Raw genomic sequence first — 21,931 nt, 5'->3', positions numbered from 1 at the left:
TCAGACCTCCTTCGAGCGGCGGGCGGTGTGGACGGCGTCGAGGGTCTCCACGCGGTCCTGCTGGACGTGGATGACGACGTTCATCTGCTCCGGGGCCGCCGGAGCGGTCCTCCGGTAGCGATCGGTGCGGTGCTGGCAGAGGCAGGCCGCGTCGGGGCCGCCCTGGGCGTCGCAGTGTTCTTCCTTGCCCAGCTGGTTGTCGGCGGCGTGAGCGCAGCGGGTGCAGATCACGGTCAGCCCTCCGTCTCGTGCGGGAGGCGGCAGAGCGTCTCCGGGTCGGGCTGGTGGTTGAGGACGTGACGCATCCATTCCGCGTCGGTTTCAGCGACGTGGGCGCCGGCAGAGCGGGCGACGTGGATGGTGGTGGGCTGTCCGTCGCCGTCCCGGGCAGGGCCTACCCAGACACCCCACGGCTGGCTGCCGCTGGTCGGGGGCTGGTGCCCATCCGGGCAGTGCGGGCAGTCGCGGCAGATCGGCGCCGTGGCGGGCTGCTCCGCACCGGCGAGGGCGATGCGGACACCGCGGGCGGCCTCGTGGATGTACACGTAGCGTCCTTGCGGCATGCGCTCCCATGCTTCGGCCATGGCGCGCACGCGCTTGATGGTGGCCTCGGCCTGCGCGGCGCGCTGCACGGTTTCTGCGAGGCCTTCCGCGAGGGCGTCGGCGATCTTCTTCTTGAGGCTGGCGAGCTGGCCGGCGAATGTGCCGGCGTACGCCTCGTCCGCGGCCGCGAGTTCGTGCGGGGCGTGGCGGCGCAGCGCGTCGTACCACGACCATCCTTCGACCGCGGGCAGTACGTCCTCGCCGACGTACTCGCGGGTGAGGCGCAGCGCCCGGGCGAGCTCGGCGACGGCGGTCTCCAGCGCGCGGATACGCTCGGCCTTCGGCAGGTCCTCCTTGCCGCGGCACAGGGACTCGGCCCGCAGTTCCTCGGACCGCTTCTCGGCCTGGCCGGTGCACGCCGTACGAACGGAGCGCCCTTCGGCGGGCGGAAGTTGCCCCACGCTGCACCCGTCTTCGCCCGGATGCTCGTACGCGCATTCCCCGCACTTCGTGCAGGCGTGGTCGGGGTTGGAGCAGCTGCTCGCCGGGCGGTCGTGCTGCGGCTCCGGCTCGCTCCTGTAGCGAGCGCTGACGTACTCCTGCCCCCGCCGTACGGCAGCGGCCGGGCTCTCGCGCAGCGTGCCGTCGGCGAGCGGGTACACCGCCACGGTGTCGGACCAGTGGTAGCCGCGCTCGTCGATGTGGTCGCCGCGGTGCTGCGCGGCGCGGATACAGAGTCGGCCGTCGTCGAACCCGTGGTGCTGCGCGGCGCACTCGGCAGCGGGCTCCCGCAGGTTGGCCGCATGGACCATGCGCCCGTCGACGGTGATGTCCCTGCCGCGGGTGTCGAGGCCGACATGCTCCAGCAGGCCGCGGATACCGGTCGGCTCCGGCCCGGTGGCGGCGACCATGCTGAACTTGGTGCCGTCAGCGGTCTCGTGCTCGTCGTGCGGCCCCCGTACAACACACGGGCCGCCCGGGACAAGGCCCGACGGCATGGGCAGCAACCGGTGGTCGCACTCGTCTGCGCCGTCCAGCTCTTCACGGAGTTCGGCGCCGGCGGCCCGCACGAGGAACGCCGACTGCCCGTGGGCGGCTTCCCACCGGTCGGCGAGCAGGTAGGCCCGCCCGGCAGCAGCGCGCGCCCGGTCGTCAGTGTCGCTGAACACGGCCTTGGTAGCGCCGTCGTGGCCGTGTACGGACAGCATCATCTCCAGGCTGTCCCACACGGCCGTGGACGGACGGTCACGCCAGCGGAGGGTGACAGTGCCGTCAGCCCACTGGACTCCGTCAGCCACGTCGCCAGGGCCGGACACGCCCGTTACGTCGCGGTCCCTGCGAAGGACGAACAGGCGGGGTGTCGGGGCGCTCATGCCTCGGTCACCGCCTCGAAGCGGTCGGCGATGGCCTGGTAGGCGTCGCGGTCGGCCTCGGCTTCAGCGATCCAGCGGCTGGCGGACGGGTGGTCACTGTGTGCCCAGCTGTCGGCGTTCTGCTGACCGGCCTTGGCCCAGCTGCGGGCGGCTTCGGCGATAGCGGCCGGGGTGGCCCAGGTGTCGTCGGTGACGAGGTCGGTGCCGTGGATGTGGCAGTGGGAGACGTAGCCGTCCACGGTGACGAGTCGCATGAAGGCGCGGCGGTCGTAGAAGGCGGCCTTGTAGAAGACTTCGACGCGGCGGCGGCCGAGCTGGTCGACGACGTAGGACCACATGTCGTGGTCGGAGGCCTCGCGCTTCCAGCCGTCGGGAAGGGTGACGGGCCGGAGCAGCGGGTCCCGCGGGTCGGAGGCGCCGAAGGTGAAGCCGACTGCCTCGTATGCAGCCTGGTCAGGGCCTTGCATCTCGGTGGGGAGCCGGTCGGAGTTGACGAGCTGCGCTTGCCCGGCGCGCTCCTGCTCGGCGACGGCCTGGTCGCTGCCGCCGGGCCCCATGGACGCGGCGAGAAAGGCGAGCGCGCGGCCCGGGTCCTTCATGCTCTCGGAGGTGTTCTCGATCATCGCGGGGTTCCTTCATGCAGGTGGGCGGCGGTGCGTTGCCGCGGGATGGGCAGGGTGAGCGTCCGCTCGGTGTCGGGGTCGAGGAGTTTCGCCAGGGGGATGCGCGTGCGGATGGTGTCGTCGTCCGGCAGCGTCACCGGGCCGGCCGCGGCGGCGGCCGGGGCCTGGGCGAGGGCAACTTCGGCGCCGTTCTGGCGGGTCCCCCAGCCGGTGCGGGCGCAGGTGGCCACCCCGTACCAGCGCATGAAGCGCAGCACCGTCCAGGAGCCGATGACGGCGAGGGGCATGAGCAGCCAGGTGGCGAGCCGGCCGGGGAGGGTGTCGTCGCTGCGGGCCACGGACAGGTAGCGCAGGGCCTGCGCCCAGCCGATCAGGAACGGGACGACGAGGAAGCTCGTGGGCGGGGTGTGGCCGTAGACGGCGGGTTCGACGATGAGGAGCCAGCCGATCACGACGGTGGACAGGGCGACTTGGAACCAGCGGAGCAGGTGCGCCCAGTAGGCCCAGCTGGTGAGGGGCAGGTAGCGGAACCGCCACACGGAGCGGATCGTGGAGCCGCGCATCCAGCGGCAGTACATCCTGAGAAAGTGCCGCGGGCGTTCGGGCAGGGCGGTGAACGCGACCGCGGTCGGCTGCTGGACGGCGCGGCCGCGGAGCAGCGCGTACAGGGTGAGCAGGGAGTCGTCGGAGAACATGACCGGGCGGCCCATGAACCGCTCGTTGAGGTAGGAGTCGAGGTTGTCGCGGACGACGTCGGCCCGGTAGGCGGCCAGCGGGCCGGAGTTGACGAGGACGGCGCCCATGGCGGACAGCGCGGACCGGTCAGTCAGCTGGCCGGTGGTGAACCACAGGTCGGTGACGCGGGTAAGGAGGTTCGTGCGGGCGTTGGTCGCGAGGACGATCCCGGCCACCGACTGCACGCGGGCCTTCGCGAAGGGCAGCAGGATTTCCTCGAGCGCGGTGGGTGCCAGGCACGAATCGGAGTCGACGGTCACGTACACGTCCGCGTCCGGGGACATGCGGACGCCGGCGGCCTGTGCGTGCCGCTTCCCCGAGTTGGGGGTGCGCTGCCACGTCGTGGTGATGCCGGCGACGCGGGCGGCCTGCGTCCACCAGGCGCGGACGTCGGCGTAGTCGATGACCTGGATGATGTTGCCGTCCTGGTCGCGGACGCCGGAGCCGTCGTCGACGACGTGGACCGAGTCCGGGCGGCGGGTCTGGGCGAGCATCGACTCCAGTGCGAGCCGCAGGTAGCCCTCGTCCTCGTTGTAGACGGGCAGCAGCACGGCGACGTGCAGGGCGTCGAGCTGGCGGCGGGCACGTGGGGTGACGCGGCGGGGCCGCTCGCAGTGGTACATGACGGTCTGGGCGGCGAGCAGCAGGAACGTCACGGCCCATACGGCGGCGAGCCGGGCCCCGTTGGGGCCGCCGTAGCCTGCGGCCTGGACGCCATGCTGTACGGCCCATGCGGCGGCGAGGATGAGGCATATCGCGCCGGTGAGGAGGACGCTGGAGCGGTGTCTGTGCGCGGTCAGGGGCCGGTTCACTGCTCGCCCGCCCCTCGGCCGTGGCGGAAGCCCAGGCGGATGCAGATGGCGCCTACGGCGACGACCGCGAGCGCGGCGGCGAGGAGCCACCAGCCGGTGATGACGGTGGTGCCGATGACGAGGGCGCCGGCGGCGGTGCCTGTGCGGGCGAGCTGTGCGTGGTCAGACATGATCGTCTTTCAGTGGGTGGGGTGGTCGGGGGTGCGGGTGCCGAGCGCGTCGATGGCCCGGCAGGTGGCGAGGGCGCGGCGGCGTTCGCGGCGGGCTTCGCGCCACTCGTAGAGGCGCGCGTAGCCGAGGTAGACGCCGGCGGCGAGGGCCGCCGCGGCGAGCAGGGCGATGACGACGGTGAGGCCGCCGATGACCGCCACGACGTAGGCGTCCGTCCGGGTCACCGCGGGTTCCGTTCGCGGCTGGCCGTGTGGGCGGCGTAGGCGGCCGCGCCCGTGCACACGGCGCCGCCGATCAGCAGGAGGACCGTGTCGAGCTTGCGGTCGCGGTAGGCGGCGTCGGCGCTGCCGAGGAGACAGGCCAGGGCGAGCAGGGTGAAGAACCAGCGGTCGGGCAGGTGGAAGCACAGGCCGATGACGGCGGCCAGGGCGAGACCGATCGCGATGAGGGTGGGCGTGGACACGAGGTGGTGCCTTTCAGGCGGAGGTGGGTGCGGTGCGGCGGACGGCCTTGAAGGAGCGGCGCAGTTGGCGCAGGCGGCGCCGGGTGTCGTCGCCACCACCGCCGTGCCACCACACGTAGAGGCCCACAGCACAGACGGCACCGTTGAACAGGCCCGACAGCCAGAGGCCTTCGCGGATGCTCTGGAGGCTGATCAGGCCGTTAGCCGGGCCAGTCAGACCGGCGGCGGTGTGACGGGCGATGCGACCGGTGAGGCAGCCTGCGACGGCGCAGGCCAGGAGACCGCCACCGATGACGATCAGAAGAGGCACGGTCAACTTCCCTGTACGAGTTCGTGAGTGGCGGTCTTGCCGCGGGCTGGCTTCTGCGCGGCAGCGCGGGTGACGCGGCCGAGGCGGTCGCGGCGTACCTCGGCGCTCCAGCAGTCGGGGTCGATGCGCTCGCCGAGCCAGAGGTGCCGCAGCAACGCGCCGTAGGTTCCGCAGCGCGGCGGATCGCCGGTGAAGACGAGCGCCGGCGAGGCCTTGTCGTGGCCGGGGGCGTCGGCGTCCAGGCGCCACCGTTCGTGCGCGGTGAGCCCGGCGACGACGCCGTCCCGGCGGTCTGCGGCGGCGCCGTGCTCGAGGCGCTTGACGTTGGCGAGGCACTGGGCGCGGACCGGGCAGCGGACGGCGCAGATGATGCGCGCCTGGTGCTCGTGCCGGGACGTGGAGAACATCGCGGGTTTCTCGTCGCGGCAGGCCATGCGTGCCATCCAGTCGAAGCGGTGGGCCGCGGTGTCGGGGATGGATCCGGTGTAGGCCATGGCTCACTGCCCGGCGCCGCTGGTCTTGCTGCCCTTGGGGGCCTTGTCGATGGAGGCCTTGCGGTCGCGGCGGCGTACGGCGTCGGCGAGCGCGGGCCCGACGCGGAAGCTGACCTTCTGGTGAGCGGCCACGATCACCGGCTCGCCGGTCTGCGGGTTGCGGGACTTCCGCCGCGGGGTGCGGTACGAGCGCCACGTGCCGAAGTTGGTGATGGCGACGTCGTGGCCGGATGCGGCGGCGCGGGCAATGGCACCGAAGGTGGCCATCACGGCCTTGCGGGCCTCCGCGGGCGGGATGTCCAGGTCGGCGGCTACGACGTCGATCAGCTTCGTCGTGGTCAGCCGCTCGGTGATCGGGGCGGGGCGCCTGATCTTCAACTCGTGCTCCAGGGGTTCAGTGGCTGGTGGGGTGGTGGGAGCTGCCGTGCTTCAGGCAGGGGAATGGGGCTCCGCAGAAGGGGCAGCCGGACATGGGGTGTTCCTTGGGGTGTGCTGGTTCGGGGTTGTGCCCGCCCGCCGCCAGGCCGGTGGCATTCGGGCGGCGGGCGGTGCTCAGGGGGTCAGCTCGCGGCGGTCAGCGCTTGACGTCTTGGATGCGTGACGGGCCGAGCGGCTGGGCGTTCTTGTACTGCGGCAGGTCCAGCGGCTGGTCGTACAGGAAATAGCTCTGGTTCTGGCCGACGGAGAACTCGACGTAGGCGCCGGTCGTGGCGTCCTTGCCGTAGTACGAGTTGCAGTTCGAGTTGCTGCTGTACGTGCCGTCCATAGACGGGCCCTGAACGATCAGGTCGCCGTCGTACTCGCCGAGGTCTGCGCGGGTCTTCACCTCGGGCGGCAGGAGGCTCACGCAGTACGTGACGGGCAGGCCCTTGAGGACGAAGTAGCCGAAGCTGCCGTTGGCGTTCTGGATGTAGACGTACGACAGTTTGCCCGGCTGCTTCATCCACGTGTCGACCCAGAAGTTCTTCGTCTCCCGGGTCGGCGAGTACGAGCCGGTGTGCGCCGGCTGGCGGGCGACGAGCTCGTCGTAGTTGCTGTTGCGGGCCGTGCTCTCGCGGGAGCGGGAGGTCGGCTTGTCGTCGTCGCAGGCGGTGGCGCCGAAGGCCAGACCGAGGACGGTCAGGCCGGTGAGGGCGGTGGTGGTCAGGCGGCGCACTTCGTCTCCTGGGCGGTCATGTCGAGGCGGTAGGGAAGGTCGGCGTCCAGGAACGACCGGCGGTGCTCCTGGGAGGCCTTGGAGTTGTAGGTGTTGATCGACTCAGCGCGGGACGCCTTGACGGCCGTGATGCTCGTGCGGATCCGCTCGGCACGGTCCGGGCTGGGCTTGTCGTCGAGCTCGTCCTGGAGGGCCTTCATCTGGGCCTCGCTCGTCTGCACGGAGGCGCAGAGGTCGAAGAACTCCTCGTAGGCGCTGAGGCGGAAACTGCCGCTGCCCACGGTGCGGTTCTTCTTGTCGGTCTCCCCGCGGAAGCTCGAGGTGAGCTGGCTGACGCCGCCGAACGCGAAGACCGCGACGAGCGAGCAGACGGCGAGGCCAACGATCGCGGCGATCGTGTAGCCGACGACGCGGCTACCTTCCTTGAACACGGAGTTTCTCCTCGGTGGTGGTGCCCACCAGCCGCCGGACCTCGGTTCATCTGGGTGGCGGGGCGGGGGCTGGGATGTCAGGCGCTCGCGCGCCAGGCCGTCGGGGTGGCGTTGACGAACTCCTGCGCGTGGTCGGGCAGGGCGCTCGCGCTGGGCGGCTGGGTGTCGCCGTGCGGCGGCAGCTGCGACACCTTGCGGGCGTTGGCGAGCGCCGCCTGCAGCGCGGTGTTCGCCTCCCTCAGCTGGTCCCGGTCGCGGACCTGCTCCTCGAGCTCGTCGATCCGCCGACCGGCCTTGTCGAGGGCGGCCTCCAGGTCGTCACGTTCGACGCTGACGGCGTCGAACTCGACAGCCAAGCCGACCAGCTTGCAGGTGGCCTCTTCGGCGGCCGCCGCGTGGCGGGCGGCTTCGGCGCGCAGCATGGAGCGCGGCACGACGTAGCGGTGCGCACCGCGGCCGGCCGGGGCCACGTAGTAGGCGACCGCACCGACACCGGCCACGCTGATGGTCAGGAATGCGTACGCGATCACGCGGCACCGTCCTTCGTTGCGGGCGGGCACAGGGGGCAGTTGGCCGTGATGCAGACGGCGCCGCGCGCGATGGACAGCTCGTGGTAGGCGCCCACGTTCGCGGTCTGGAGCTCGGCCAGGCGCTGCTCCAACGCCCGGTTGCGGTCCCGCTCGGCCGCGAGCTGAGCGCGCAGTCGCTTCTCCTGCGGGCTGCGAAGCCACTGCCGGCAGCGGCGTATGAGGGTGGACGTCCTCATCGGGTCCTCCGGGTGGTGTCGGCCGCGTCCAGGCGGCGGGAGAAGTCCTCGAAGCTCTCGGTCAGGCCGGAGGCGATCGACTCGCGGAAGTCGTCGCGGGGGTACGCGTCGTGGGTGCGGCCGTCCAGCTCGCGGCCCGCGGCGCGCTTGCCGACTCGGACGGCGATGGTGTCGGCGTCGAGCAACACGGCCCCGCGCGTGCGGTCTCCGGGCTGCATGAGCCGGATTCGGCCTCCGCGGAAGGTCCCGCTCGGGCCGCGCTCCCGCAGGGTTGCGGAGCTCCGCCCGCCCAGCGGGCTGTCGTACGCGCGGCCCCCGGCGTACGTCGGATCGTCCTCGACGACGGCGCTTACGTACTCGCCGTGCTGCTTGAAGAAGAACGGCACCTGCGCTTGGTCGCACTGATCGCGGATGTCTCGCGCCCACTGGGGGTGCATCGGCCGGGCTCGGGGGCCGGGCTCGGGGGCCGGACTCTCCGCCGACGATGACCCAGTCGATGGAGGGCTCATCCCGCCGGTGCGGGTCGGAGCCGATCCAGTGGTCGGCCAGGTTGACGGGGCCCAGCAGCGGCTCGCATGAGAGGAACCGCACGGCGGCCGGGGTCTCCAGCAGCGCCGGGACACGCACGTCGGCCCAGTTCTGGTTCTCCACCGACACCCCGAGCCAGATGTTCGCTGGCGGCCTGGTCGCGCGCGCCCGGGCGTCCAGCGCGGCGGGGCTGTTCCGCATGGCTTCGGTCGGGCAGTCGTCGAACTTGGCGGCGTACTCCTGCTTCGCCTTCTGCCGGGCCTTCATGAAGGACCGCATGCGGGCGTGCCGCTTGGTGAGGATCAGGAACGTGTGCCGGGCGTTGAGCTGAGCCTCCATGACGTCGAAGACCTGGGTGATGAAGAGGTCCGGCACGCTGTCGTGGAACAGGTCGGACATGCTGTTCACGAAGACGCGGGCGCTCTTCTTCCAGCGGAACGGCTGGTTGAGACGGTCCTCGTGCAGTGTCACGGTGAAGCCTTCGGGGAAGGCCTTCGATCCAGCGAAGCGGCGGGCGATGTTCTCGGCGTAGCAGTTGTCGCAGCCCGAGGAGACCTTCGTGCAGCCTGTGACGGGGTTCCAGACTCGGTCGGCCCATTCGATCTTGGTGGTCGTCATTCGGGGGCGCCTTCCTGCCGGGCCACGTAGCGGACGTACAGGTCGGCGCCGTCCTGCGTGAGCTCGGTCCGCGCTTTGAAGTTGCCGGCGGGCCGGTAGGCGGGGATCTTCTCGCCGGTGCGGACCTGGAGGGACGCGGACACGGCGCTGGCGCGGCTGCCGTATGTGGCCGCGAGGACCCACTCGCCGGGCATCTGGCGGGCCTGCTGGGCGGCGTGCTGGTGGTCGGCGCGCGGCCGGTGCTTGAGGCGGCTCACGAGGCACGCTCCTTCGCGTGGGCGGGGCACAGGTCGCGGTTCCGGCCGGCCCACCGCCACCCGGCGACGCGGGCGCGCCGGCGCAGGATGTGTGCGGGCAGGAATTCGGTGTCTTTGCCGAACTCGGCTTCGCACTCGTTGCAGATCAGGGTTCGCACGGTTACGCGGCTCACGGCTGCTCACCTCGCAGGCATGCGGGAAGCCGCACCGTGTGGGGGCGCAGGACTCCGGCGGTGACGTCGTAGTCCTGGGCGAGGGACCAGTCGGCGTCCGGGAACGTCTGGCTCAGGAGGAGCGCGATGTCGTAGTGCTGGCCGCCTTCAGCGAGCGGAACTTCGTGACGCCGCGTCGGGGCCGACGGGTAGGGCCGGTAGTTGACGAGGGCTAGCGCGACCCAGCGGGGACCGTCCGGCCAGTGGACTCGGGTGATGCGGACCTCGGTGAGGGCCCGGCCGGTGATGGCGAGCAGTTGCGCGCGGACCTGGTCGCGGGCGCTGTCGTCGAGGCTCTGCGGGGAGGCGGTCATGACGTGCCGCCCGTCACCGCGTCGTACAGGTCGCGGGCCCAGCGTGCGTCGGCGAGCGCTGTGTGCCGGGCGTCGCCGGACGGCGGGGTGACTCCGAGCCGGGCGGAGATCTCCTCCGAGTTCCACGGCAGTCCGGCCGGTTCGCCGCGGGCCGCGAGCGCGCCGATGGCGAGGGCTTCCACGTCGATGAGGTGGTAGTGCCAGGGGCGCGGCCAGCTGTCCATCAGCAGGCCGCGGGCGATCATCTCGGCGTCGAATGAGACGACGTTGCCCACCAGGTGGGCCCCCCGCAGGTCGTGCTCCAGGCGGGCCACTCCGGCGCTCCACTCGGTCCAGGTGAATCCGGGCGCGTTGGTGCGCTCGTGGAAGCGGCAGATGTCGAGGCCCTTGGCGTCGGCGCGGGCCATGTCGTACGTGGTCGGCTCGAAGTTCAGGACGGTTTCACGGTCGGGTCGGCCGGGCTCACGGAGGACGTAGGCGACCTCCCACGGCACGTGAACTTCAGGGTTGAGGCCGGTGGTCTCGGAGTCGATGAAGGCCAGGCGGGTCATCGCGATCACGTCCCCTCGGTGGTGGTGTCGGTGTGGTGGTGCAGGGCTGCGCGGGCGGCGGCGGCTCCGCGGTGTGCGGTGTCGGGTGCGGGCGGGCGCCGGCGGTGGCGCCATGGCTCCGGTGTCCCGGCGAGCAGGTCGGGGGGTTCGGCGGCGGGGTCGGCGATCAGCTGGGCGACGGCGACGACCAGGCGGCCGAAGGGCATGTCGTTCTGGCAGCGGATCTGGGCGAGGACGTCCCGGAGTTGGTCGATGGACCAGTCGGGGCGGCAGGCCGCGGCGAGGGCGAGCAGGGGGCCGGTGGCGGGCCGGGGCACGTCGGTGTCGGTCATGGCTGCCACCTCCTCAGCAGGGTCAGCGGGTCGGGGGGTCGGCAGGCGCGGCAGACGCCTTCCGGAAGGGGGGTGCGGGACGGGCGGGCGCAGGCCTCGCACTCGTGCCAGCGGCCGGGCGGACGCGGGTAGGCGGGGCGGCGGGGGCCGTGCGGGCCGCCCGGAGGGCGTTGGCCGTCGGTGGCGCGCAGTTCGTTGCAGACGTCGCAGCGGGCGCCGGTGTGCCAGATCTGGCCGGACTCGCAGGCGACGAGGCCGCAGCCGTGGCGGACGATCGCGGCCCCGAGCAGCCAGCGGCCCGGGTCGCGGATGTCCTGGGTGCTGGCGAAGCGGAACTCCAGCCGCGCCCGGAGACGCTCGGGCTCCTGGCCCTGGTCGAGCTGCTGGCCGATCTCCCGGGCCAGCGCGCGGACCACGTAGGGCGACAGGCCCGGCAGCAGCGCCTTCACCGGTTCGAGGACCTGCCAGATCCGCGGAGCGATCGTCAGCTGCGGCCCGGCGTACGGACGGCGCAACGACGGCGGCAGCGAGACGAGGTCCTCGCGGGCACTACTACCGGTAGATCGCCTACGGCGGATAGAACCACCGTCCGGCGGTTCCTCCGGTGAGTCAGTCGGGGGGTGTTCCTTAGACGCGAGGGAACCCTCATCAAGATCGCCACCCGATCCCTCGTCAGTGTCCGCAGTCAGCGGTATCTGGCGCGGTTCGTCGTGAACCTCGTACAGGTGGCGGCCGCGGTATCCGGCCCGCCGGTCCACGCTGATCCAGCCCAGGTCCTCGAGGTCCTGGAGGAGCCGGCGGACCGAGCGAGCGTTGAGGGGCTCGCCGGCCTTCTTGCCGGACCGGTGCCGCAGGATCCGGCCGAGGTCGGCGAGGGTGAGGTGGTGCCCGGTCGCCGTGGCGTACGCGATGGCCGCATACGCGCGCAGCTGCCGAGGACTCAGGGCCTCGGCCGCCCGCGTCGGGACCCAGGCGCCGTGCTCGGCGCGGCCGACGACCCTGACGCGGCGTACGGCCGTCATGCCGCGGCCGCCGCGGTGGGTGCGCCGGTACGACGTCACCTCGGCTATGTCGTCGTCCGGCGCCGGGCGCATCAGCTCGGTCAGCGCCCGCTCCACCGTGGACCGGGACAGACCGAGCAGCCCCGCGAGGTAGGCGACCCCCGCCTCGCAGCCGGTCTCTCGCCGCTCCAGGGCGGCGACCTTCACGTAGACGGGCAGCGCGCAGTCGCTGTAGTAGCCGACGATCACGCGCAGCGGGACTCGGACTCGCTGAGGCATGGGGGTCACCTCCCTTCAGGGGCGGACGGGGTGGATCACGGGCGCCTCGTGGGCGCGTGAGGGGGAGTCAGTCGTCGAAGATCAGGAGCGTGGCGATGCCGAACCAGGTCGCGACGGCGGCGAGGACGCCGACGATCGCGGCCAGGTGGCCGTCGGTGGTGAGCCCGTAGGTGACGCCGCCGGAGATGCCGCCAAGGGTCAGGCCGGCGAGGAACGCGCCCACGACTCAGTCCTCGCTGCTGTGGTCGGAGGCGGTGTCGAGCACCGCGGTGAGACCTTCGGCCAGGGCCTGCATCTCGTGCCGCATTTCGCTGATCGTCAGGTCAGGGCCGTGGACCAGGCGCTGCGCGTATTCCCGCCAGTGGGCCAAGCCGGCGCGCAGCCGGGCGACCTCGATGTTCGAGAGCAGGCCGGCGGTCAGCCGCAGCGTGGACTCGGACAGCTCCAACTGGCCGTCGTCATCGAACGTGCCGCGCGCGGTGCGCTGGAGGTTAAGGAAGCGCTGCGCCTCACGGACAGCATGTTCCTGCTCCTTGTTGGGCAGCTCCAGGCCCATGATGCGGACCTTGACCGAGGGCTTGCCGTCAGTGTTGGGGGCGGGCTCGGTCCGCTCCATGTGCGCGAACTCGATGATGGCCATGCGCCGGGCGCCGGGCTGGTCGTACAGAGGGCGGATGTGCGGCTCCAGCGCTTCCTGCGCGGACGCGGACACCTTGGGGTCGAACTTCAGGACGGGCACGATTCGGATTCCTTGCGGGTGTTCAGGCGCCAGACGCGGATGACGGCGCCGGGGTGGGCGAGGGCATCGGAGCCCGTGAGGGGGAAGGCCTTCGTGGCGGACACGGCGTTGACGAAGCTGTCGTCGCGCCACACGCCGGCGTCCGTGAGGGCGTCGAGCGTGGACCGGACGGTCTTGTCCAAGTCGGGCTTGCCGGTGGGGTACTCAGGTGCCGAGGGCTTGACACGGCCGGCGTTCTTCCCAGTGCCGTAGTGGCTCTTGGGACGGGCCAGCGTGAACACGATGTCCACGCGGACGGCTTCGGCGAGCGGCATCCAGGCGTCGTCGTACGCCAGCGCGTCCAGCGCGACAGACTTCACGGCCTCCCGCCACGGCTTGACCTTGGCGGACGACTCGACCATGCGGCCGCCGCCGACGTGCCGCTTGGAGCCCTGCGGGCCAGGGGTGCCGTGCACCGTGATGTGGAAGACCGCGGCGGTCATCAGCTCTCACCGCCGCTCGCGCGCTGGTCGAGGTTGTCGGCGGTGTAGCCGAGCAGGTCGGTGAGCAGCACACCGGGGAAGCGGTGGATGAGCGCGGGGCCCGCGAGGGTGGAGGACGCGACGAGCAGGACGAGTGCGATGTCGGCCGGGGCGACACCGGTCTTGGCGGCCAGGTCGTCGGCGAGCTGCGCGCTCAACTGCTCCAGGACCTGGGTGCGCGGCTCGCTGGCGTGGCGGCGCCGGTTCTCGCGGAGGACGTCCAGGGCGAGTTGCGGCGTCCAGTCCTCTTCGAGGATGGCGCGGTTGCCGTGCGCCACCAAGCTCTGCACGAGCTGGTCGCGGTCGATGCTGGTCATCAGGGCTCCAAGGCGGGGTGCTCGGGTGGTGGCCGGGCCAGAGGCGGGGATGGTGTCCTCCGGCCCGGCCACGTAGGGCCCGTTCCGCGCAGGCCGGGTCGTCGGAGCCTGCTTCACGTAGGGCTCCTCACTGGCCTTAGCTCCCGCAGCGGCACTGTGGATGCCGGCGGGTGACCTTGACGCGGAACGGGTGGTCTGGAGCCCGCCCGGCGCAGGCAGCGTCATCAGCGCGGAACGGAGTTGCGCCTCTTCTGCCTTGGCTTCCGTAGCGGCCAGACACGCAGCGGCCGCAGTGGATGGCTTTGACGCCGGGCGGGTGGTCTTCACGGCAGCTTCACCGTCCGCACGGTGAAGCCGGGCGTAGGCGCGGTGCGCACGTGGTCGGCGATCTCCCGCATCTGCTCGGCCCACGACGGGGACAGCTCACGCGGCGTCTGCCCGGCTAGGGCCTTGACGACGTCGCCGTGCACCGTGTCCAGGAAGTCGACCGGCTTGGGCAACGAGCAGATCTCGGGCAGGCTTCGCGGGTTCCACCCGGTGAGCACGACCGGTCCGGCGTACGGCTGCACGCGCGCACCGAGCGCGATGAGCACGCAGGACCCGATCACATTCCGCGGGTACTTCGCCGGGTAGAGCAGGCCGACGCTGTTGACCCAGCCGCTCGCGGCGATCCCCAACCTCAGCGGCACGCGCGCCTTGCGTTCGACGCCGATGACGGCAGGCCAGTCGAGCTCGCCGTCGTGCTGGGTGAGTTCGCCGTCGACGGTGATGACCGCGTACCTCATCGACGGCCGCCGATCCGGGCGACGCGGGCCTTGTTGCCGGGCCGGTTCACCGCGGGGGCCGCGCTGCGGCGGATCTTCGCGACGGGCGCCCACACGCGCCACGTCAGGCCCTCGTCGTTGTCCCAGCTGACGAACACCATCGGCTCCAGGCGTCCCCGGCTCAGGCAGACCGCCGTAGGACCGCCGTCGAAGACTCCGGGCACGTGGACGGGTTGGTCCAGGGCGACGGTGCCCTGACGACCGCATTCGTGGACGACGCGGGATCCGACGGGGAACTGGTCGGCCAGGTCGCGCAACTCCTGGCGGGTGTTCTTCGCCAGCCAGCCGTCTTCGACGATCCGGCCCCGGAATTCGGGTGTGCGGGCGGTCATGATCCCTCGTTCGCGGTCGTGGCGGGGGTGCCGATGTAGCGGGCGCGGACGCCGTGGACGCCGTCCTCGCGGTAGGACTTGGCCTGCCAGGCGCCCTTGGGGCGGAAGGCGGTGAAAGCCCCGGAGCGCAGGCGGTACGCGCTCTGGGCAGCCGACTTGGCGGTGGCGTAGGTGGCGACGGTGCCCCACCGGCCAGGGTGCTGCCGCAGTTCCTCGGCACGGTCTCGGTAGGCGATGAGACCGCTGACCGGGGCCAGGTTGAACGGCTGCGGCCGCGTCACGGCCGGCTTCGGGAGCCACTCGTTGATGAGGCAGACGGCGACGGCCTGCGCGGGCGTGTCGGCACCGAGGCGGCGCATGGCCTCCTGCCGGTAGCGGCTGACCGTGGCACCGGACAGGCACAGGTCCCGGCCGATCGCCTTGCAGTGCTTGCCGTTGGCGGTGGCCGCGATGATCGCCATCTGGGTCTTGGTCAGCGGGCAGGCGTCCTTCGGCTCCGGCACGGTGGCCGACAGGCTCGTGGTGAGCCGGTCGACCTCGGCCAGCAGCATCCGAACGGCGCGTGCGCCTCCGGCGGTGGGGTTGCGCTCGACGCTGGCGCGGAGTTGCGCGAGCAGGCGGGGGTTGAGCGGTTCACCGGTCACGGGGGCCGCCGTCTCTGGCCTGCTCCAGCTGCCGGATGCGGAGCTCCTGTGCGCGGATGGCGTCCTGCTGGCGGGATACCTCGCCCAGCAGGGCGGGAACGTCCCTGCGGGCGTGGCTGATGAAGGTGACGGTCGGCGCCAGGTCGACGTCCGCCCAGGTCTGGAGGTAGGCGATGGGGCCGACCTGGTCCGGCGCGCCGAACTCGTTCGGCTCAACGTCCCAGGGGCCCTTGGGCGCGTCGGTGACGCGGTCCTGGATCTCCTTCAGGTACGCGGCGGTGAGCGGCTCAGGCGGCATGGCGCACCGCCTGGTCCTGGCCGGCCTGCTGGGCACGGAAGTGAGCGACTTCGGCGGCGGTGAGGATCCGCTGCGCGTACACGACGACCTTGACGCCGGAGACGTCCACGGTCGCCGTGACGCGCTCGAAGACCGTCTCGGGCGCGTAGTCGCCCAGTTCGTGCTTCGCCTTGCCTCCGAGCGCGGTCGCCCAGGCGAGCGCGGCGTCGACGTCGGAAGCGTGGATGTCGAGTTCGGCGCGACCGATCGAGATGGAGCTGGGCAGCATCTCGTAGACGCCCAGGTCGGGGTGGTCGCGGCGCAGCTGGCGGGCCGTCTGAGCGACGCGGAACGCGGTGAGTTCCATCGCGTCGATGGCGGCCATGGGGTCAGGGGCGAGTGGATCGGGAATACTGGTTCCCATCGGGTCCACCTTCTTCGTCTTCTCGTGATCGATGGCTGGTGGGCCGAGGGCTCGCCGGGGGCGTCCGGCGGGCCCTCATCGCGTTCAGGAGCCGAGCGGGCGGGGAGTCCGGCAGCGGCGGCAGGCCATCCGCCATGCCGGGTTGTGGTGCTTGCAGGCCCCGCAGACCCAGCCGCAGTCGGCGTTGATCGGTGTGCGCATCAGGCCGCCTGCCCGGTGGTTGCCGAGCTCGGGATGCCGAGACCGCGCAGCAGGACTGCTAGCTGTGCGATCTCGGTATCGGTCAGGGCGCAGTCGGGGCAGTCGCCGGGGTCGGGGACCTTGTGTTCGCACGGTGCGTCCCAGCCGGCCTGAAAGGCGTCGGCGGCGGTGCGGCAGATGCGCGCGGACATCAGGCGGGCCCCTGGCTGAGCGTCACGAGCTCGGTCTCGTCGGGGAGCAGGTCGGCGGTCTTGCACCCCAGGAGTTCGGCGACGGTGGCCAGGTCCTCGGGGGGCAGGTCCGCGACATCGCAGCCGAGTGCCTCGGCGACCTTGCCGAGGTCCTCGGGGCTGAAGCTCACGGTGCCGGCCGCGACGAGTTCCGCGAGCTGCTTGAGCCGGGCGGGTGCTTCGTCGACGGGGAGCAGGTCGGCGATTTCGCAGTCCAGGACCTCGGCGACCTTGCCCAGCATCTCCGGGGAGAAGCTCGCTCGGCCGCGGGACACCGCGCTGACGAGCTGCTTGCTGGCCCCGATCTCTCGGGCAAGGGCGTTCTGGCTCAGCCCCCGCTCTACCCGGCGGCGTGCGAGTCGCTGGGGATCCACTGGGGTTCTCATGTCAAGGACTGTATGAGACTTGCTCGCACAGTTCAAGCCTGAACCGGTCAGTAGTTCTTACTTTCTTTGACATGAGTCGTTCGAGTTGGACTGACGTAGTTCCGACTGTGAGGGTTGTGTGTGGAGCCCTATGCGGGCGCCCTCCGGCGTCCGATACAGTCCAACAAAGTCCAATAGGGAGAGGGCAGGGGAGACACGGTCATGGGAGCCCCGGCGACACCCCCACCGCCAGAGGCAACGCTCGTCCGACTCGTGAGAGAAGCGGCCGGACTCAGCCCGGAGAGCGCTGCCGCGCGCATGGACATCAAGTTCAGCGGCAGCCGCTGGCGGCAGATCGAGCGCGGGTGGCGCAAGGACTCCGACACGGAGGTGATCGCCCCGGACGTGACCCTCGCCCACATGTGCTTCACCCTCGGCATCCCCTCCGAGCGGCTCGCAGAGACAGGCCGCAACAAGGCCGTGGAGATCCTGCGCGAACTGGAGCGCGCCAAGGCGCCGGCCTCCGAAGAACCGGAGCCGAGCCCCTTGGCGGATCTGGAGGAGTGGCAGCAGCAGATCATCCTGAACGCGCTGGATGAGAGGCCGCGCAGCGCTCGGGAGAAGGCTCTGCTGCTGAGGACCCTGGCGGCCAAAATCGAGGCCCAGGCGGTCGATGGGGAACAGGCACCTGAGGCGCCGGCGCCGCAACAGCCGGGGAATAGCGCCTAGTCAGGCTCTACCCAAGCCTTTGTAACGGGTCAGTCACGATAGGTACCTGTGCGCCTGACCGCGCTCAAAATCGACCATCCTCAGACACCTGTACTACGCAATCGAGCCAACCCGTGTGCAGCTCGTAGGGGATGGGGATGATGTTGATCATTCTCGCGGGCGCATTCGGCGCCGTTGCTCTGTTCGTGTACCTGCTCTTCCGGCAGCTGAAAAAGATCAGTTGGCAGCTCACACAGCTACGCGTCGAACGCGACAGCGAAAGGATTCTGCATGACATCGGTCTACGGACCCAGCCGCCAGACCACGACGCCGATCAGAGAGCCGGGCCGGTACGCCGGAAACGCCACCTCGCCCTCTACGTCGGCGGAAACCTAACAGCCGCCCTGGCGGAACTACGCGACCTCTCCCGGCAGAAACGCCAGGCGCTGCTGGCGAGCGGAGCAGCCGCGATGGCAGCCCTTGGCGCAATAGGGCTTCTCCTGGTCGTGGGAAGCAAAGAGATTCAGCCAGACGACGAGCAGTCGGTCCCGTCCGACGCCGTGTCGTCGGCGCCTCCGGAGCCGGGAGCACCCCGGCCGGATCCCGCCACACCGGGTGCTTCATCCGGCCCCGCGGGCCACGGCGAGGACGACGACAGCAGTCAGGTCATCTCGTTGACGGATATGCCTTCCAGCCGGCCCATCGGGCCGCCCGGAGCGACCGGCCATCCACCGCGCGGCAGCACATCCGAGAGTGCCAGCAGCCCGACCACGAGGGCGTCGCCGACTCCCTCGCACAGCCTGCCGGCACCGGCGCCCGCCGCCTCAGCCCTGCCGTACACGCTATGCGTCGACCATCGGGCCCTGCGCGAGCTGCGAGTGTGCGTCAACCTCTGATGGACGGGGGCGGTCCCGCCGGGCTTCCCGGCGGGGCCGCCCTCGCGTCAGTCGGCCGTCACGAGGCTGAGGCTGGCCTCTGCGGGACGCTGGGTCGCGGCCTCGTCGCTCTTCAGCTTCTTCCGGATCAGCTTCACCGTCGACGTGTCGAAGCCAGGGCCGCGCTTCTCGGTCCGGTACACGAGGACCCGGTACAGCATCCTCAGCGCGTCCGCCCGCACGGTGATGTCCTCCTGGTGCCACGCCTCGAGGGAGATCCCGGAAAGCCGCCCGAGGAGGCCGTTCCGCGTCACCGCAGCCGCCTTCGCCTGGAGCTGTTCGATCTTCTCGTCGAAGCTCGCGAGGGACTGAGCAAGCAGGAGAGGGTTCAGGTTCGGGTGGTCCGCCAGCTGCTTCAGCTGCTCGGTCACCTCAGCCTTCCGGGCCTTGAGCACTGCGATCTCCGCCGCGTAGCTCGGTCGTGACTCTTCCTCTGCCTGCCCCATCTGCTCCAGCTCTTGCATGAAGCGCTGCGAGTTGAGGATCCTCAGCAACCGGCCGTCCATGTAGGCGTCGAAGTTGGCCTGCGTGCGGCCCCGGTTGCACTGCGGGCAGTAGTAGTAGTGCGTGCCGTTGATCGGCTTCCGGGAGAAGCCCCGATGGGGGACCTCGCAGGTGACCGGGTCTGTCGGGCACGTACCGCCGGTGGGCTCCTCGGCGCTGGGAGCGTGGCAGTCCGAGCACTCAGCTATCCCTGTCAGCAGGTGCTTGCGCGCCCTGCCGTGGTAGCCGAACCTGTCGGCCTTCGCGGCGAAGATGGCACGGATGGCTTCCACCATCTCCAGCGCAGCAGCCCGCGTGCCCGCGTAGACGGGATCCCAGACGGCCTCGTACAGCTCGCCGTTCTTCTCCACGTAGCCTGCCATGCGGTAGGCCATCAGGGCCTGCTTCATTCCGCGTTCGGTCCACGGGCGGCCGCCCGAGGTGAGCGTGCGGCTGTTGAGCCAGTGCAGGGCGCTTTTGCCGGACAGTCCGGCGAGCACGAGTTCGCCGCACTCCTTGAGGTACTTGACCTCGCCGGGCACGACCGCGTCGTGGTCGAGCACCGGTACGGTTCGGACCTCGTCGGTCTCGGGGTCGATGACCTTGCGGACCTCGCCCGTCGGCAGGCCCCAGCCGAACGTCCGCCGGCCGCCGGGACGCTGGCGCCCCTTGACCGCGGTGGCCAGCCGGCCGCGCTTCACACGGCGGCTGGTGTCGTCGGACGCCCGGCAGGCCTGCGCGGCCTCGATCCGCAGGATGAACCGGTCGTCGGCGTTGTTGAGGTTCCTGACTCCTGTGACCGATGCCAGCGGCAGATCCCGTGCGTAGGCCAGATTGAGCAGCAGCTCAAGGTCGAACGGCTGACGGATCAGTCTGTCGCCGTGGTAGGTCATGATCCCGTCGTGGACGTGGTCCGCCTTCGGATCCCCCTGGACCAGGCTCGCGCCCGAGGCGTCCATCGTGCGGAGCATCCGGTCCCAGTCCGGCCGCTTGCGGTTGCGCTGCCACGCGGAACGGGAGTTGTCCACGTATACGCAGCAAGGCTCCCCCCAGCGGAGCGCCCGCCCTCGATCCCTGCCGTCCTTCTCCTGCCGTTCGACCTTCTCGACTGAGCCGTCCGGAGCGTAGGAAAGCCGCGCGTAGAGGCACCACCGTTCCGGGATCCTCACGGCTGCGGCTCCTGCCGTGCCCGGTCCATCACCGCGGCGATCGCGGCCCCGGGGCCGGCGTCCACGTGGTCCAGGGCGCTTGCGGTGCGGTCGGCTCCGAACTGCTCTTCCGACAAGGGCCGGTACCGGGTGATGACGGCCGCGGCCTGCGCCGACTGGCGCGCGGCGTCCAGTCCCACGATCTCGTCGAGGAGGCGTGTGGTCGGGCTGGATCCGAGGTCCTCTTCCAGCGTGGTCGGGCACATCCCGGCCGCCGCTCGTTCCGCCTGGTTCTGGGCGTGCAGCCGCAGGATTTCGTTGAGGTGGGTCTGTTGAGAGGGGTACTGACGATCGCTCATCTCTGCTCCTGAGCAAGAGGCGAAGGGTACTAGTGAATATTAGACTTTGATCGGGATGGAGTACGCCTCCATGTTCGCCGCGCTCGGCAGCAGGGTGACCGTCGTCGAACGGCGTCCGGGCATGCTCGACATGTGCGACGTCGAGATCGTGGAGTCGCTCCGCTACCACCTGCGGGACCTCGCCGTCACCTTCCGCTTCGGGGAGACGGTGGCCGCGGTGGAACGGCACGAGCACGGCACGCTCACCGTGCTGGAGAGCGGCAAGAAGATACCGGCCGACGCGGTGATGTACTCGGCGGGCCGGCAGGGCCTCACCGACGGACTCGACCTGGAGAAGGCCGGGTTGAGCGCCGACGCGCGGGGCCGGATCGCGGTCGACGAGCACTACCGTACGCAGGTGCCGCACATCTACGCGGTCGGCGACGTGATCGGCTTTCCCGCGCTCGCGGCGACCTCGATGGAACAGGGACGGGCGGCGGCGTACCACGCCTGCGGTGAGCCGGTCGGCAGGATGCTCGACCTTCAGCCGATCGGCATCTACACCATCCCCGAGATCAGCTTCGTCGGGCGGACCGAGGACCAGCTCACCGAGGACCGGGTGCCGTTCGAGGTGGGCGTCTCCCGCTACCGCGAGCTGGCTCGCGGGCAGATCATCGGCGACTCGCACGGCTTGCTGAAGCTGCTGGTCTCACCGGAGGACCGCACGCTGCTCGGCGTGCACTGCTTCGGCGCGGGGGCGACCGAGCTCATCCACATCGGGCAGACTGTGATGGGCTGCGGCGGCACCGTGGACTATCTGGTGGACGCGGTGTTCAACTACCCGACGCTCGCGGAGTCGTACAAGGTGGCCGCCCTGGACGCGACGAACAAGCTGCGGCAGATCGACCGGATCGGGGACTGACCGAGCGCGGGCCGGTTCGGCGATCGGCACCGGGGCCGGGTCAGGGCCCGGTGCCGTCGTCCGGCAGCGTGTCGTCGTCGACGATGTGCATGGCGGCCTCCTCGGCGCCGGCGGCTCCCGCGTCGACGCCCTTGTCCTCGGCGACCTCCTCCTTCGTGGTGTCGCCGTGGGCGCCCTCGTCCGGGGCGACGAGGCGTCCGGCGCGGTCCCCGCCCGCCTCGGGGTCGACCGGTTCGCCCTCGCCGCCGGGCAGGTCGCCCACGCCGTCGCCCTCCGCGCCGCTCTCCTCGGGCTGCTCCTGGGCCAGCCGCTGGTCGAGGCTCTCGCCCTCGTGCTGTTCGGCGGCCGTCGTGCCGTACTTGGTGACGCCCAGCGGCTTCTCCGGCGGGGAGTACCCCTCGTCGAGGACGTCGTCGTAGGTCCGCTCCCCCACCGCGTTCTCCATGTCCGGTGGCGCGGCGTCCTGTTGTTCCTCGTCGTCCCCGGTGGGCCGGTAGGCGTCGTCTGCCATCGGATCGGTGTTCACGGGTTCCTCCCTGGCGGACTCGGTACGT

38 protein-coding genes and 2 pseudogenes are annotated in these 21,931 nt (G+C 71.0%); 3 read left to right on the top strand and 37 right to left on the bottom strand.

What is annotated here, in order from left to right; genetic code table 11:
* The 34 genes and pseudogenes from ACIP4X_RS17785 to ACIP4X_RS17620 form a co-directional block, all read right to left on the bottom strand.
* Positions 1-231, bottom strand: a complete 231-nt coding sequence (locus ACIP4X_RS17785; RefSeq protein ID WP_326804917.1) for a hypothetical protein — start codon at positions 229-231, stop codon at positions 1-3.
* 2 nt (positions 232-233) lie between these two features.
* Positions 234-1,841, bottom strand: a complete 1,608-nt coding sequence (locus ACIP4X_RS17780; RefSeq protein ID WP_401349126.1) for a hypothetical protein — start codon at positions 1,839-1,841, stop codon at positions 234-236.
* A gap of 71 nt (positions 1,842-1,912) precedes the next feature.
* Positions 1,913-2,539 (bottom strand): hypothetical protein, encoded by a 627-nt coding sequence (locus ACIP4X_RS17775; protein ID WP_401349123.1) that lies wholly within the window; start codon positions 2,537-2,539, stop codon positions 1,913-1,915.
* Positions 2,536-4,086 carry a glycosyltransferase gene (locus ACIP4X_RS17770; protein WP_401349120.1) on the bottom strand — a complete coding sequence of 517 codons (1,551 nt, stop codon included), beginning with the start codon at positions 4,084-4,086 and terminating at the stop codon, positions 2,536-2,538. The genes ACIP4X_RS17775 and ACIP4X_RS17770 overlap by 4 nt, the downstream gene beginning before the upstream one ends.
* Complete coding sequence (locus ACIP4X_RS17765; RefSeq protein ID WP_401349117.1) at positions 4,083-4,256, bottom strand: hypothetical protein; 174 nt, start codon at positions 4,254-4,256, stop codon at positions 4,083-4,085. The genes ACIP4X_RS17770 and ACIP4X_RS17765 overlap by 4 nt, the downstream gene beginning before the upstream one ends.
* A 9-nt stretch (positions 4,257-4,265) precedes the next feature.
* On the bottom strand, positions 4,266-4,481 hold the full coding sequence (locus ACIP4X_RS17760; protein WP_326804913.1) for a hypothetical protein: 216 nt from the start codon (positions 4,479-4,481) through the stop codon (positions 4,266-4,268).
* Positions 4,478-4,720, bottom strand: coding sequence for a hypothetical protein (locus ACIP4X_RS17755; RefSeq protein WP_401349114.1), 243 nt, complete (start codon positions 4,718-4,720; stop codon positions 4,478-4,480). Before ACIP4X_RS17755 ends, ACIP4X_RS17760 begins: the two co-directional genes overlap by 4 nt.
* Positions 4,721-4,733: 13 nt before the next feature.
* Positions 4,734-5,030, bottom strand: a complete 297-nt coding sequence (locus tag ACIP4X_RS17750; protein WP_401349111.1) for a hypothetical protein — start codon at positions 5,028-5,030, stop codon at positions 4,734-4,736.
* Between the two features lie 2 nt (positions 5,031-5,032).
* Positions 5,033-5,524 (bottom strand): WhiB family transcriptional regulator, encoded by a 492-nt coding sequence (locus tag ACIP4X_RS17745; protein ID WP_326804910.1) that lies wholly within the window; start codon positions 5,522-5,524, stop codon positions 5,033-5,035.
* A gap of 3 nt (positions 5,525-5,527) precedes the next feature.
* Positions 5,528-5,902 (bottom strand): HU family DNA-binding protein, encoded by a 375-nt coding sequence (locus ACIP4X_RS17740; RefSeq protein ID WP_401349108.1) that lies wholly within the window; start codon positions 5,900-5,902, stop codon positions 5,528-5,530.
* A 196-nt stretch (positions 5,903-6,098) separates the two neighbouring features.
* Complete coding sequence (locus ACIP4X_RS17735) at positions 6,099-6,680, bottom strand: hypothetical protein (protein ID WP_401349105.1); 582 nt, start codon at positions 6,678-6,680, stop codon at positions 6,099-6,101.
* Complete coding sequence (locus tag ACIP4X_RS17730) at positions 6,668-7,111, bottom strand: hypothetical protein (RefSeq protein WP_401349102.1); 444 nt, start codon at positions 7,109-7,111, stop codon at positions 6,668-6,670. Before ACIP4X_RS17730 ends, ACIP4X_RS17735 begins: the two co-directional genes overlap by 13 nt.
* A gap of 77 nt (positions 7,112-7,188) precedes the next feature.
* Positions 7,189-7,641, bottom strand: coding sequence for a hypothetical protein (locus ACIP4X_RS17725; protein ID WP_401349099.1), 453 nt, complete (start codon positions 7,639-7,641; stop codon positions 7,189-7,191).
* Positions 7,638-7,877 (bottom strand): hypothetical protein, encoded by a 240-nt coding sequence (locus ACIP4X_RS17720; RefSeq protein ID WP_401349331.1) that lies wholly within the window; start codon positions 7,875-7,877, stop codon positions 7,638-7,640. The genes ACIP4X_RS17725 and ACIP4X_RS17720 overlap by 4 nt, the downstream gene beginning before the upstream one ends.
* Positions 7,874-8,314 (bottom strand): DUF5131 family protein, encoded by a 441-nt coding sequence (locus tag ACIP4X_RS17715; protein ID WP_401349096.1) that lies wholly within the window; start codon positions 8,312-8,314, stop codon positions 7,874-7,876. The genes ACIP4X_RS17720 and ACIP4X_RS17715 overlap by 4 nt, the downstream gene beginning before the upstream one ends.
* A gap of 97 nt (positions 8,315-8,411) precedes the next feature.
* Positions 8,412-9,023 (bottom strand): annotated as a pseudogene (locus tag ACIP4X_RS17710) (DUF5131 family protein); the annotation flags it as partial.
* The gene (locus ACIP4X_RS17705; protein ID WP_401349093.1) at positions 9,020-9,280 is read right to left on the bottom strand and encodes a hypothetical protein; all 261 of its coding nucleotides are present in this window, start codon (positions 9,278-9,280) and stop codon (positions 9,020-9,022) included. The gene ACIP4X_RS17705 and the pseudogene ACIP4X_RS17710, both read right to left, overlap by 4 nt.
* A complete protein-coding gene (locus ACIP4X_RS17700) occupies positions 9,277-9,453 on the bottom strand; it encodes a hypothetical protein (RefSeq protein WP_326804902.1) in 177 nt (58 codons plus the stop codon). Before ACIP4X_RS17700 ends, ACIP4X_RS17705 begins: the two co-directional genes overlap by 4 nt.
* Positions 9,450-9,806: a hypothetical protein gene (locus ACIP4X_RS17695; RefSeq protein ID WP_401349090.1), complete on the bottom strand. Its 357-nt coding sequence runs from the start codon at positions 9,804-9,806 to the stop codon at positions 9,450-9,452. Before ACIP4X_RS17695 ends, ACIP4X_RS17700 begins: the two co-directional genes overlap by 4 nt.
* Positions 9,803-10,366 (bottom strand): hypothetical protein, encoded by a 564-nt coding sequence (locus ACIP4X_RS17690; protein ID WP_326804900.1) that lies wholly within the window; start codon positions 10,364-10,366, stop codon positions 9,803-9,805. Before ACIP4X_RS17690 ends, ACIP4X_RS17695 begins: the two co-directional genes overlap by 4 nt.
* Positions 10,363-10,689, bottom strand: coding sequence for a hypothetical protein (locus ACIP4X_RS17685; protein WP_326804899.1), 327 nt, complete (start codon positions 10,687-10,689; stop codon positions 10,363-10,365). Before ACIP4X_RS17685 ends, ACIP4X_RS17690 begins: the two co-directional genes overlap by 4 nt.
* Positions 10,686-11,969: a hypothetical protein gene (locus ACIP4X_RS17680; protein WP_401349086.1), complete on the bottom strand. Its 1,284-nt coding sequence runs from the start codon at positions 11,967-11,969 to the stop codon at positions 10,686-10,688. The genes ACIP4X_RS17685 and ACIP4X_RS17680 overlap by 4 nt, the downstream gene beginning before the upstream one ends.
* Before the next feature lie 67 nt (positions 11,970-12,036).
* Entirely contained in the window at positions 12,037-12,192 is a 156-nt protein-coding gene (locus ACIP4X_RS17675; RefSeq protein WP_326804897.1) for a hypothetical protein, read from the bottom strand.
* A gap of 3 nt (positions 12,193-12,195) precedes the next feature.
* Positions 12,196-12,708, bottom strand: coding sequence for a hypothetical protein (locus tag ACIP4X_RS17670; RefSeq protein ID WP_401349083.1), 513 nt, complete (start codon positions 12,706-12,708; stop codon positions 12,196-12,198).
* Positions 12,696-13,190, bottom strand: a complete 495-nt coding sequence (locus tag ACIP4X_RS17665; protein ID WP_401349080.1) for a RusA family crossover junction endodeoxyribonuclease — start codon at positions 13,188-13,190, stop codon at positions 12,696-12,698. Before ACIP4X_RS17665 ends, ACIP4X_RS17670 begins: the two co-directional genes overlap by 13 nt.
* The gene (locus ACIP4X_RS17660) at positions 13,190-13,546 is read right to left on the bottom strand and encodes a hypothetical protein (protein WP_401349077.1); all 357 of its coding nucleotides are present in this window, start codon (positions 13,544-13,546) and stop codon (positions 13,190-13,192) included. Before ACIP4X_RS17660 ends, ACIP4X_RS17665 begins: the two co-directional genes overlap by 1 nt.
* Before the next feature lie 323 nt (positions 13,547-13,869).
* Positions 13,870-14,331, bottom strand: coding sequence for a hypothetical protein (locus tag ACIP4X_RS17655; protein ID WP_401349074.1), 462 nt, complete (start codon positions 14,329-14,331; stop codon positions 13,870-13,872).
* Positions 14,328-14,702, bottom strand: a complete 375-nt coding sequence (locus ACIP4X_RS17650; RefSeq protein WP_401349071.1) for a hypothetical protein — start codon at positions 14,700-14,702, stop codon at positions 14,328-14,330. Before ACIP4X_RS17650 ends, ACIP4X_RS17655 begins: the two co-directional genes overlap by 4 nt.
* On the bottom strand, positions 14,699-15,346 hold the full coding sequence (locus ACIP4X_RS17645) for a helix-turn-helix transcriptional regulator (protein ID WP_401349067.1): 648 nt from the start codon (positions 15,344-15,346) through the stop codon (positions 14,699-14,701). Before ACIP4X_RS17645 ends, ACIP4X_RS17650 begins: the two co-directional genes overlap by 4 nt.
* Positions 15,336-15,644 carry a hypothetical protein gene (locus tag ACIP4X_RS17640; RefSeq protein ID WP_401349064.1) on the bottom strand — a complete coding sequence of 103 codons (309 nt, stop codon included), beginning with the start codon at positions 15,642-15,644 and terminating at the stop codon, positions 15,336-15,338. Before ACIP4X_RS17640 ends, ACIP4X_RS17645 begins: the two co-directional genes overlap by 11 nt.
* Complete coding sequence (locus tag ACIP4X_RS17635) at positions 15,634-16,047, bottom strand: hypothetical protein (RefSeq protein WP_401349061.1); 414 nt, start codon at positions 16,045-16,047, stop codon at positions 15,634-15,636. Before ACIP4X_RS17635 ends, ACIP4X_RS17640 begins: the two co-directional genes overlap by 11 nt.
* A gap of 84 nt (positions 16,048-16,131) precedes the next feature.
* A complete protein-coding gene (locus tag ACIP4X_RS17630; RefSeq protein WP_401349058.1) occupies positions 16,132-16,248 on the bottom strand; it encodes a zinc finger protein in 117 nt (38 codons plus the stop codon).
* Positions 16,248-16,439 (bottom strand): hypothetical protein, encoded by a 192-nt coding sequence (locus tag ACIP4X_RS17625; protein WP_401349055.1) that lies wholly within the window; start codon positions 16,437-16,439, stop codon positions 16,248-16,250. Before ACIP4X_RS17625 ends, ACIP4X_RS17630 begins: the two co-directional genes overlap by 1 nt.
* The gene (locus ACIP4X_RS17620; protein ID WP_401349052.1) at positions 16,439-16,864 is read right to left on the bottom strand and encodes a helix-turn-helix transcriptional regulator; all 426 of its coding nucleotides are present in this window, start codon (positions 16,862-16,864) and stop codon (positions 16,439-16,441) included. The genes ACIP4X_RS17625 and ACIP4X_RS17620 overlap by 1 nt, the downstream gene beginning before the upstream one ends.
* Before the next feature lie 297 nt (positions 16,865-17,161).
* Here ACIP4X_RS17620 and ACIP4X_RS17615 point away from each other — a divergent pair, with 297 nt between their 5' ends.
* Together ACIP4X_RS17615 and ACIP4X_RS17610 are read left to right on the top strand one after the other, a co-directional pair.
* Positions 17,162-17,572: a hypothetical protein gene (locus ACIP4X_RS17615; protein ID WP_401349049.1), complete on the top strand. Its 411-nt coding sequence runs from the start codon at positions 17,162-17,164 to the stop codon at positions 17,570-17,572.
* Positions 17,573-17,712: 140 nt separating this feature from the next.
* A complete protein-coding gene (locus ACIP4X_RS17610; protein WP_401349046.1) occupies positions 17,713-18,447 on the top strand; it encodes a hypothetical protein in 735 nt (244 codons plus the stop codon).
* Between the two features lie 47 nt (positions 18,448-18,494).
* Here ACIP4X_RS17610 and ACIP4X_RS17605 read toward each other — a convergent pair whose 3' ends face one another.
* Together ACIP4X_RS17605 and ACIP4X_RS17600 are read right to left on the bottom strand one after the other, a co-directional pair.
* Complete coding sequence (locus ACIP4X_RS17605) at positions 18,495-20,138, bottom strand: recombinase family protein (protein WP_401349043.1); 1,644 nt, start codon at positions 20,136-20,138, stop codon at positions 18,495-18,497.
* Positions 20,135-20,476, bottom strand: coding sequence for a hypothetical protein (locus ACIP4X_RS17600; protein ID WP_401349041.1), 342 nt, complete (start codon positions 20,474-20,476; stop codon positions 20,135-20,137). Before ACIP4X_RS17600 ends, ACIP4X_RS17605 begins: the two co-directional genes overlap by 4 nt.
* Before the next feature lie 46 nt (positions 20,477-20,522).
* Here ACIP4X_RS17600 and ACIP4X_RS17595 point away from each other — a divergent pair.
* Positions 20,523-21,377: pseudogene (locus ACIP4X_RS17595) on the top strand (FAD-dependent oxidoreductase); the annotation flags it as partial.
* Between the two features lie 40 nt (positions 21,378-21,417).
* Here ACIP4X_RS17595 and ACIP4X_RS17590 read toward each other — a convergent pair.
* On the bottom strand, positions 21,418-21,903 hold the full coding sequence (locus ACIP4X_RS17590) for a DUF5709 domain-containing protein (protein ID WP_358729701.1): 486 nt from the start codon (positions 21,901-21,903) through the stop codon (positions 21,418-21,420).
* Positions 21,904-21,931: the final 28 nt, after the last annotated feature.

The sequence above is a fragment of the Streptomyces sp. NPDC088817 genome, assembly GCF_044750345.1.
Lineage (GTDB): Bacteria > Actinomycetota > Actinomycetes > Streptomycetales > Streptomycetaceae > Streptomyces.
The sequence above is the reverse complement of the archived record's forward strand: the minus strand, read 5'-3'. Positions and strand labels throughout refer to the sequence as shown.

What these genes read in the sequence shown, in the direction of transcription:
- ACIP4X_RS17775 (WP_401349123.1), bottom strand. Translation starts at nt 2,539, where the DNA reads ATGATCGAGAACACCTCCGAGAGCATGAAGGACCCGGGCCGCGCGCTC.
- ACIP4X_RS17765 (WP_401349117.1), bottom strand. Translation starts at nt 4,256, where the DNA reads ATGTCTGACCACGCACAGCTCGCCCGCACAGGCACCGCCGCCGGCGCC.
- ACIP4X_RS17745 (WP_326804910.1), bottom strand. Translation starts at nt 5,524, where the DNA reads ATGGCCTACACCGGATCCATCCCCGACACCGCGGCCCACCGCTTCGAC.
- ACIP4X_RS17720 (WP_401349331.1), bottom strand. Translation starts at nt 7,877, where the DNA reads ATGAGGACGTCCACCCTCATACGCCGCTGCCGGCAGTGGCTTCGCAGC.
- ACIP4X_RS17715 (WP_401349096.1), bottom strand. Translation starts at nt 8,314, where the DNA reads ATGCACCCCCAGTGGGCGCGAGACATCCGCGATCAGTGCGACCAAGCG.
- ACIP4X_RS17695 (WP_401349090.1), bottom strand. Translation starts at nt 9,806, where the DNA reads ATGACCGCCTCCCCGCAGAGCCTCGACGACAGCGCCCGCGACCAGGTC.
- ACIP4X_RS17685 (WP_326804899.1), bottom strand. Translation starts at nt 10,689, where the DNA reads ATGACCGACACCGACGTGCCCCGGCCCGCCACCGGCCCCCTGCTCGCC.
- ACIP4X_RS17680 (WP_401349086.1), bottom strand. Translation starts at nt 11,969, where the DNA reads ATGCCTCAGCGAGTCCGAGTCCCGCTGCGCGTGATCGTCGGCTACTAC.
- ACIP4X_RS17665 (WP_401349080.1), bottom strand. Translation starts at nt 13,190, where the DNA reads ATGACCGCCGCGGTCTTCCACATCACGGTGCACGGCACCCCTGGCCCG.
- ACIP4X_RS17660 (WP_401349077.1), bottom strand. Translation starts at nt 13,546, where the DNA reads ATGACCAGCATCGACCGCGACCAGCTCGTGCAGAGCTTGGTGGCGCAC.
- ACIP4X_RS17655 (WP_401349074.1), bottom strand. Translation starts at nt 14,331, where the DNA reads ATGAGGTACGCGGTCATCACCGTCGACGGCGAACTCACCCAGCACGAC.
- ACIP4X_RS17650 (WP_401349071.1), bottom strand. Translation starts at nt 14,702, where the DNA reads ATGACCGCCCGCACACCCGAATTCCGGGGCCGGATCGTCGAAGACGGC.
- ACIP4X_RS17640 (WP_401349064.1), bottom strand. Translation starts at nt 15,644, where the DNA reads ATGCCGCCTGAGCCGCTCACCGCCGCGTACCTGAAGGAGATCCAGGAC.
- ACIP4X_RS17635 (WP_401349061.1), bottom strand. Translation starts at nt 16,047, where the DNA reads ATGGGAACCAGTATTCCCGATCCACTCGCCCCTGACCCCATGGCCGCC.
- ACIP4X_RS17630 (WP_401349058.1), bottom strand. Translation starts at nt 16,248, where the DNA reads ATGCGCACACCGATCAACGCCGACTGCGGCTGGGTCTGCGGGGCCTGC.
- ACIP4X_RS17625 (WP_401349055.1), bottom strand. Translation starts at nt 16,439, where the DNA reads ATGTCCGCGCGCATCTGCCGCACCGCCGCCGACGCCTTTCAGGCCGGC.
- ACIP4X_RS17620 (WP_401349052.1), bottom strand. Translation starts at nt 16,864, where the DNA reads ATGAGAACCCCAGTGGATCCCCAGCGACTCGCACGCCGCCGGGTAGAG.
- ACIP4X_RS17615 (WP_401349049.1), top strand. Translation starts at nt 17,162, where the DNA reads ATGGACATCAAGTTCAGCGGCAGCCGCTGGCGGCAGATCGAGCGCGGG.
- ACIP4X_RS17610 (WP_401349046.1), top strand. Translation starts at nt 17,713, where the DNA reads ATGTTGATCATTCTCGCGGGCGCATTCGGCGCCGTTGCTCTGTTCGTG.
- ACIP4X_RS17600 (WP_401349041.1), bottom strand. Translation starts at nt 20,476, where the DNA reads ATGAGCGATCGTCAGTACCCCTCTCAACAGACCCACCTCAACGAAATC.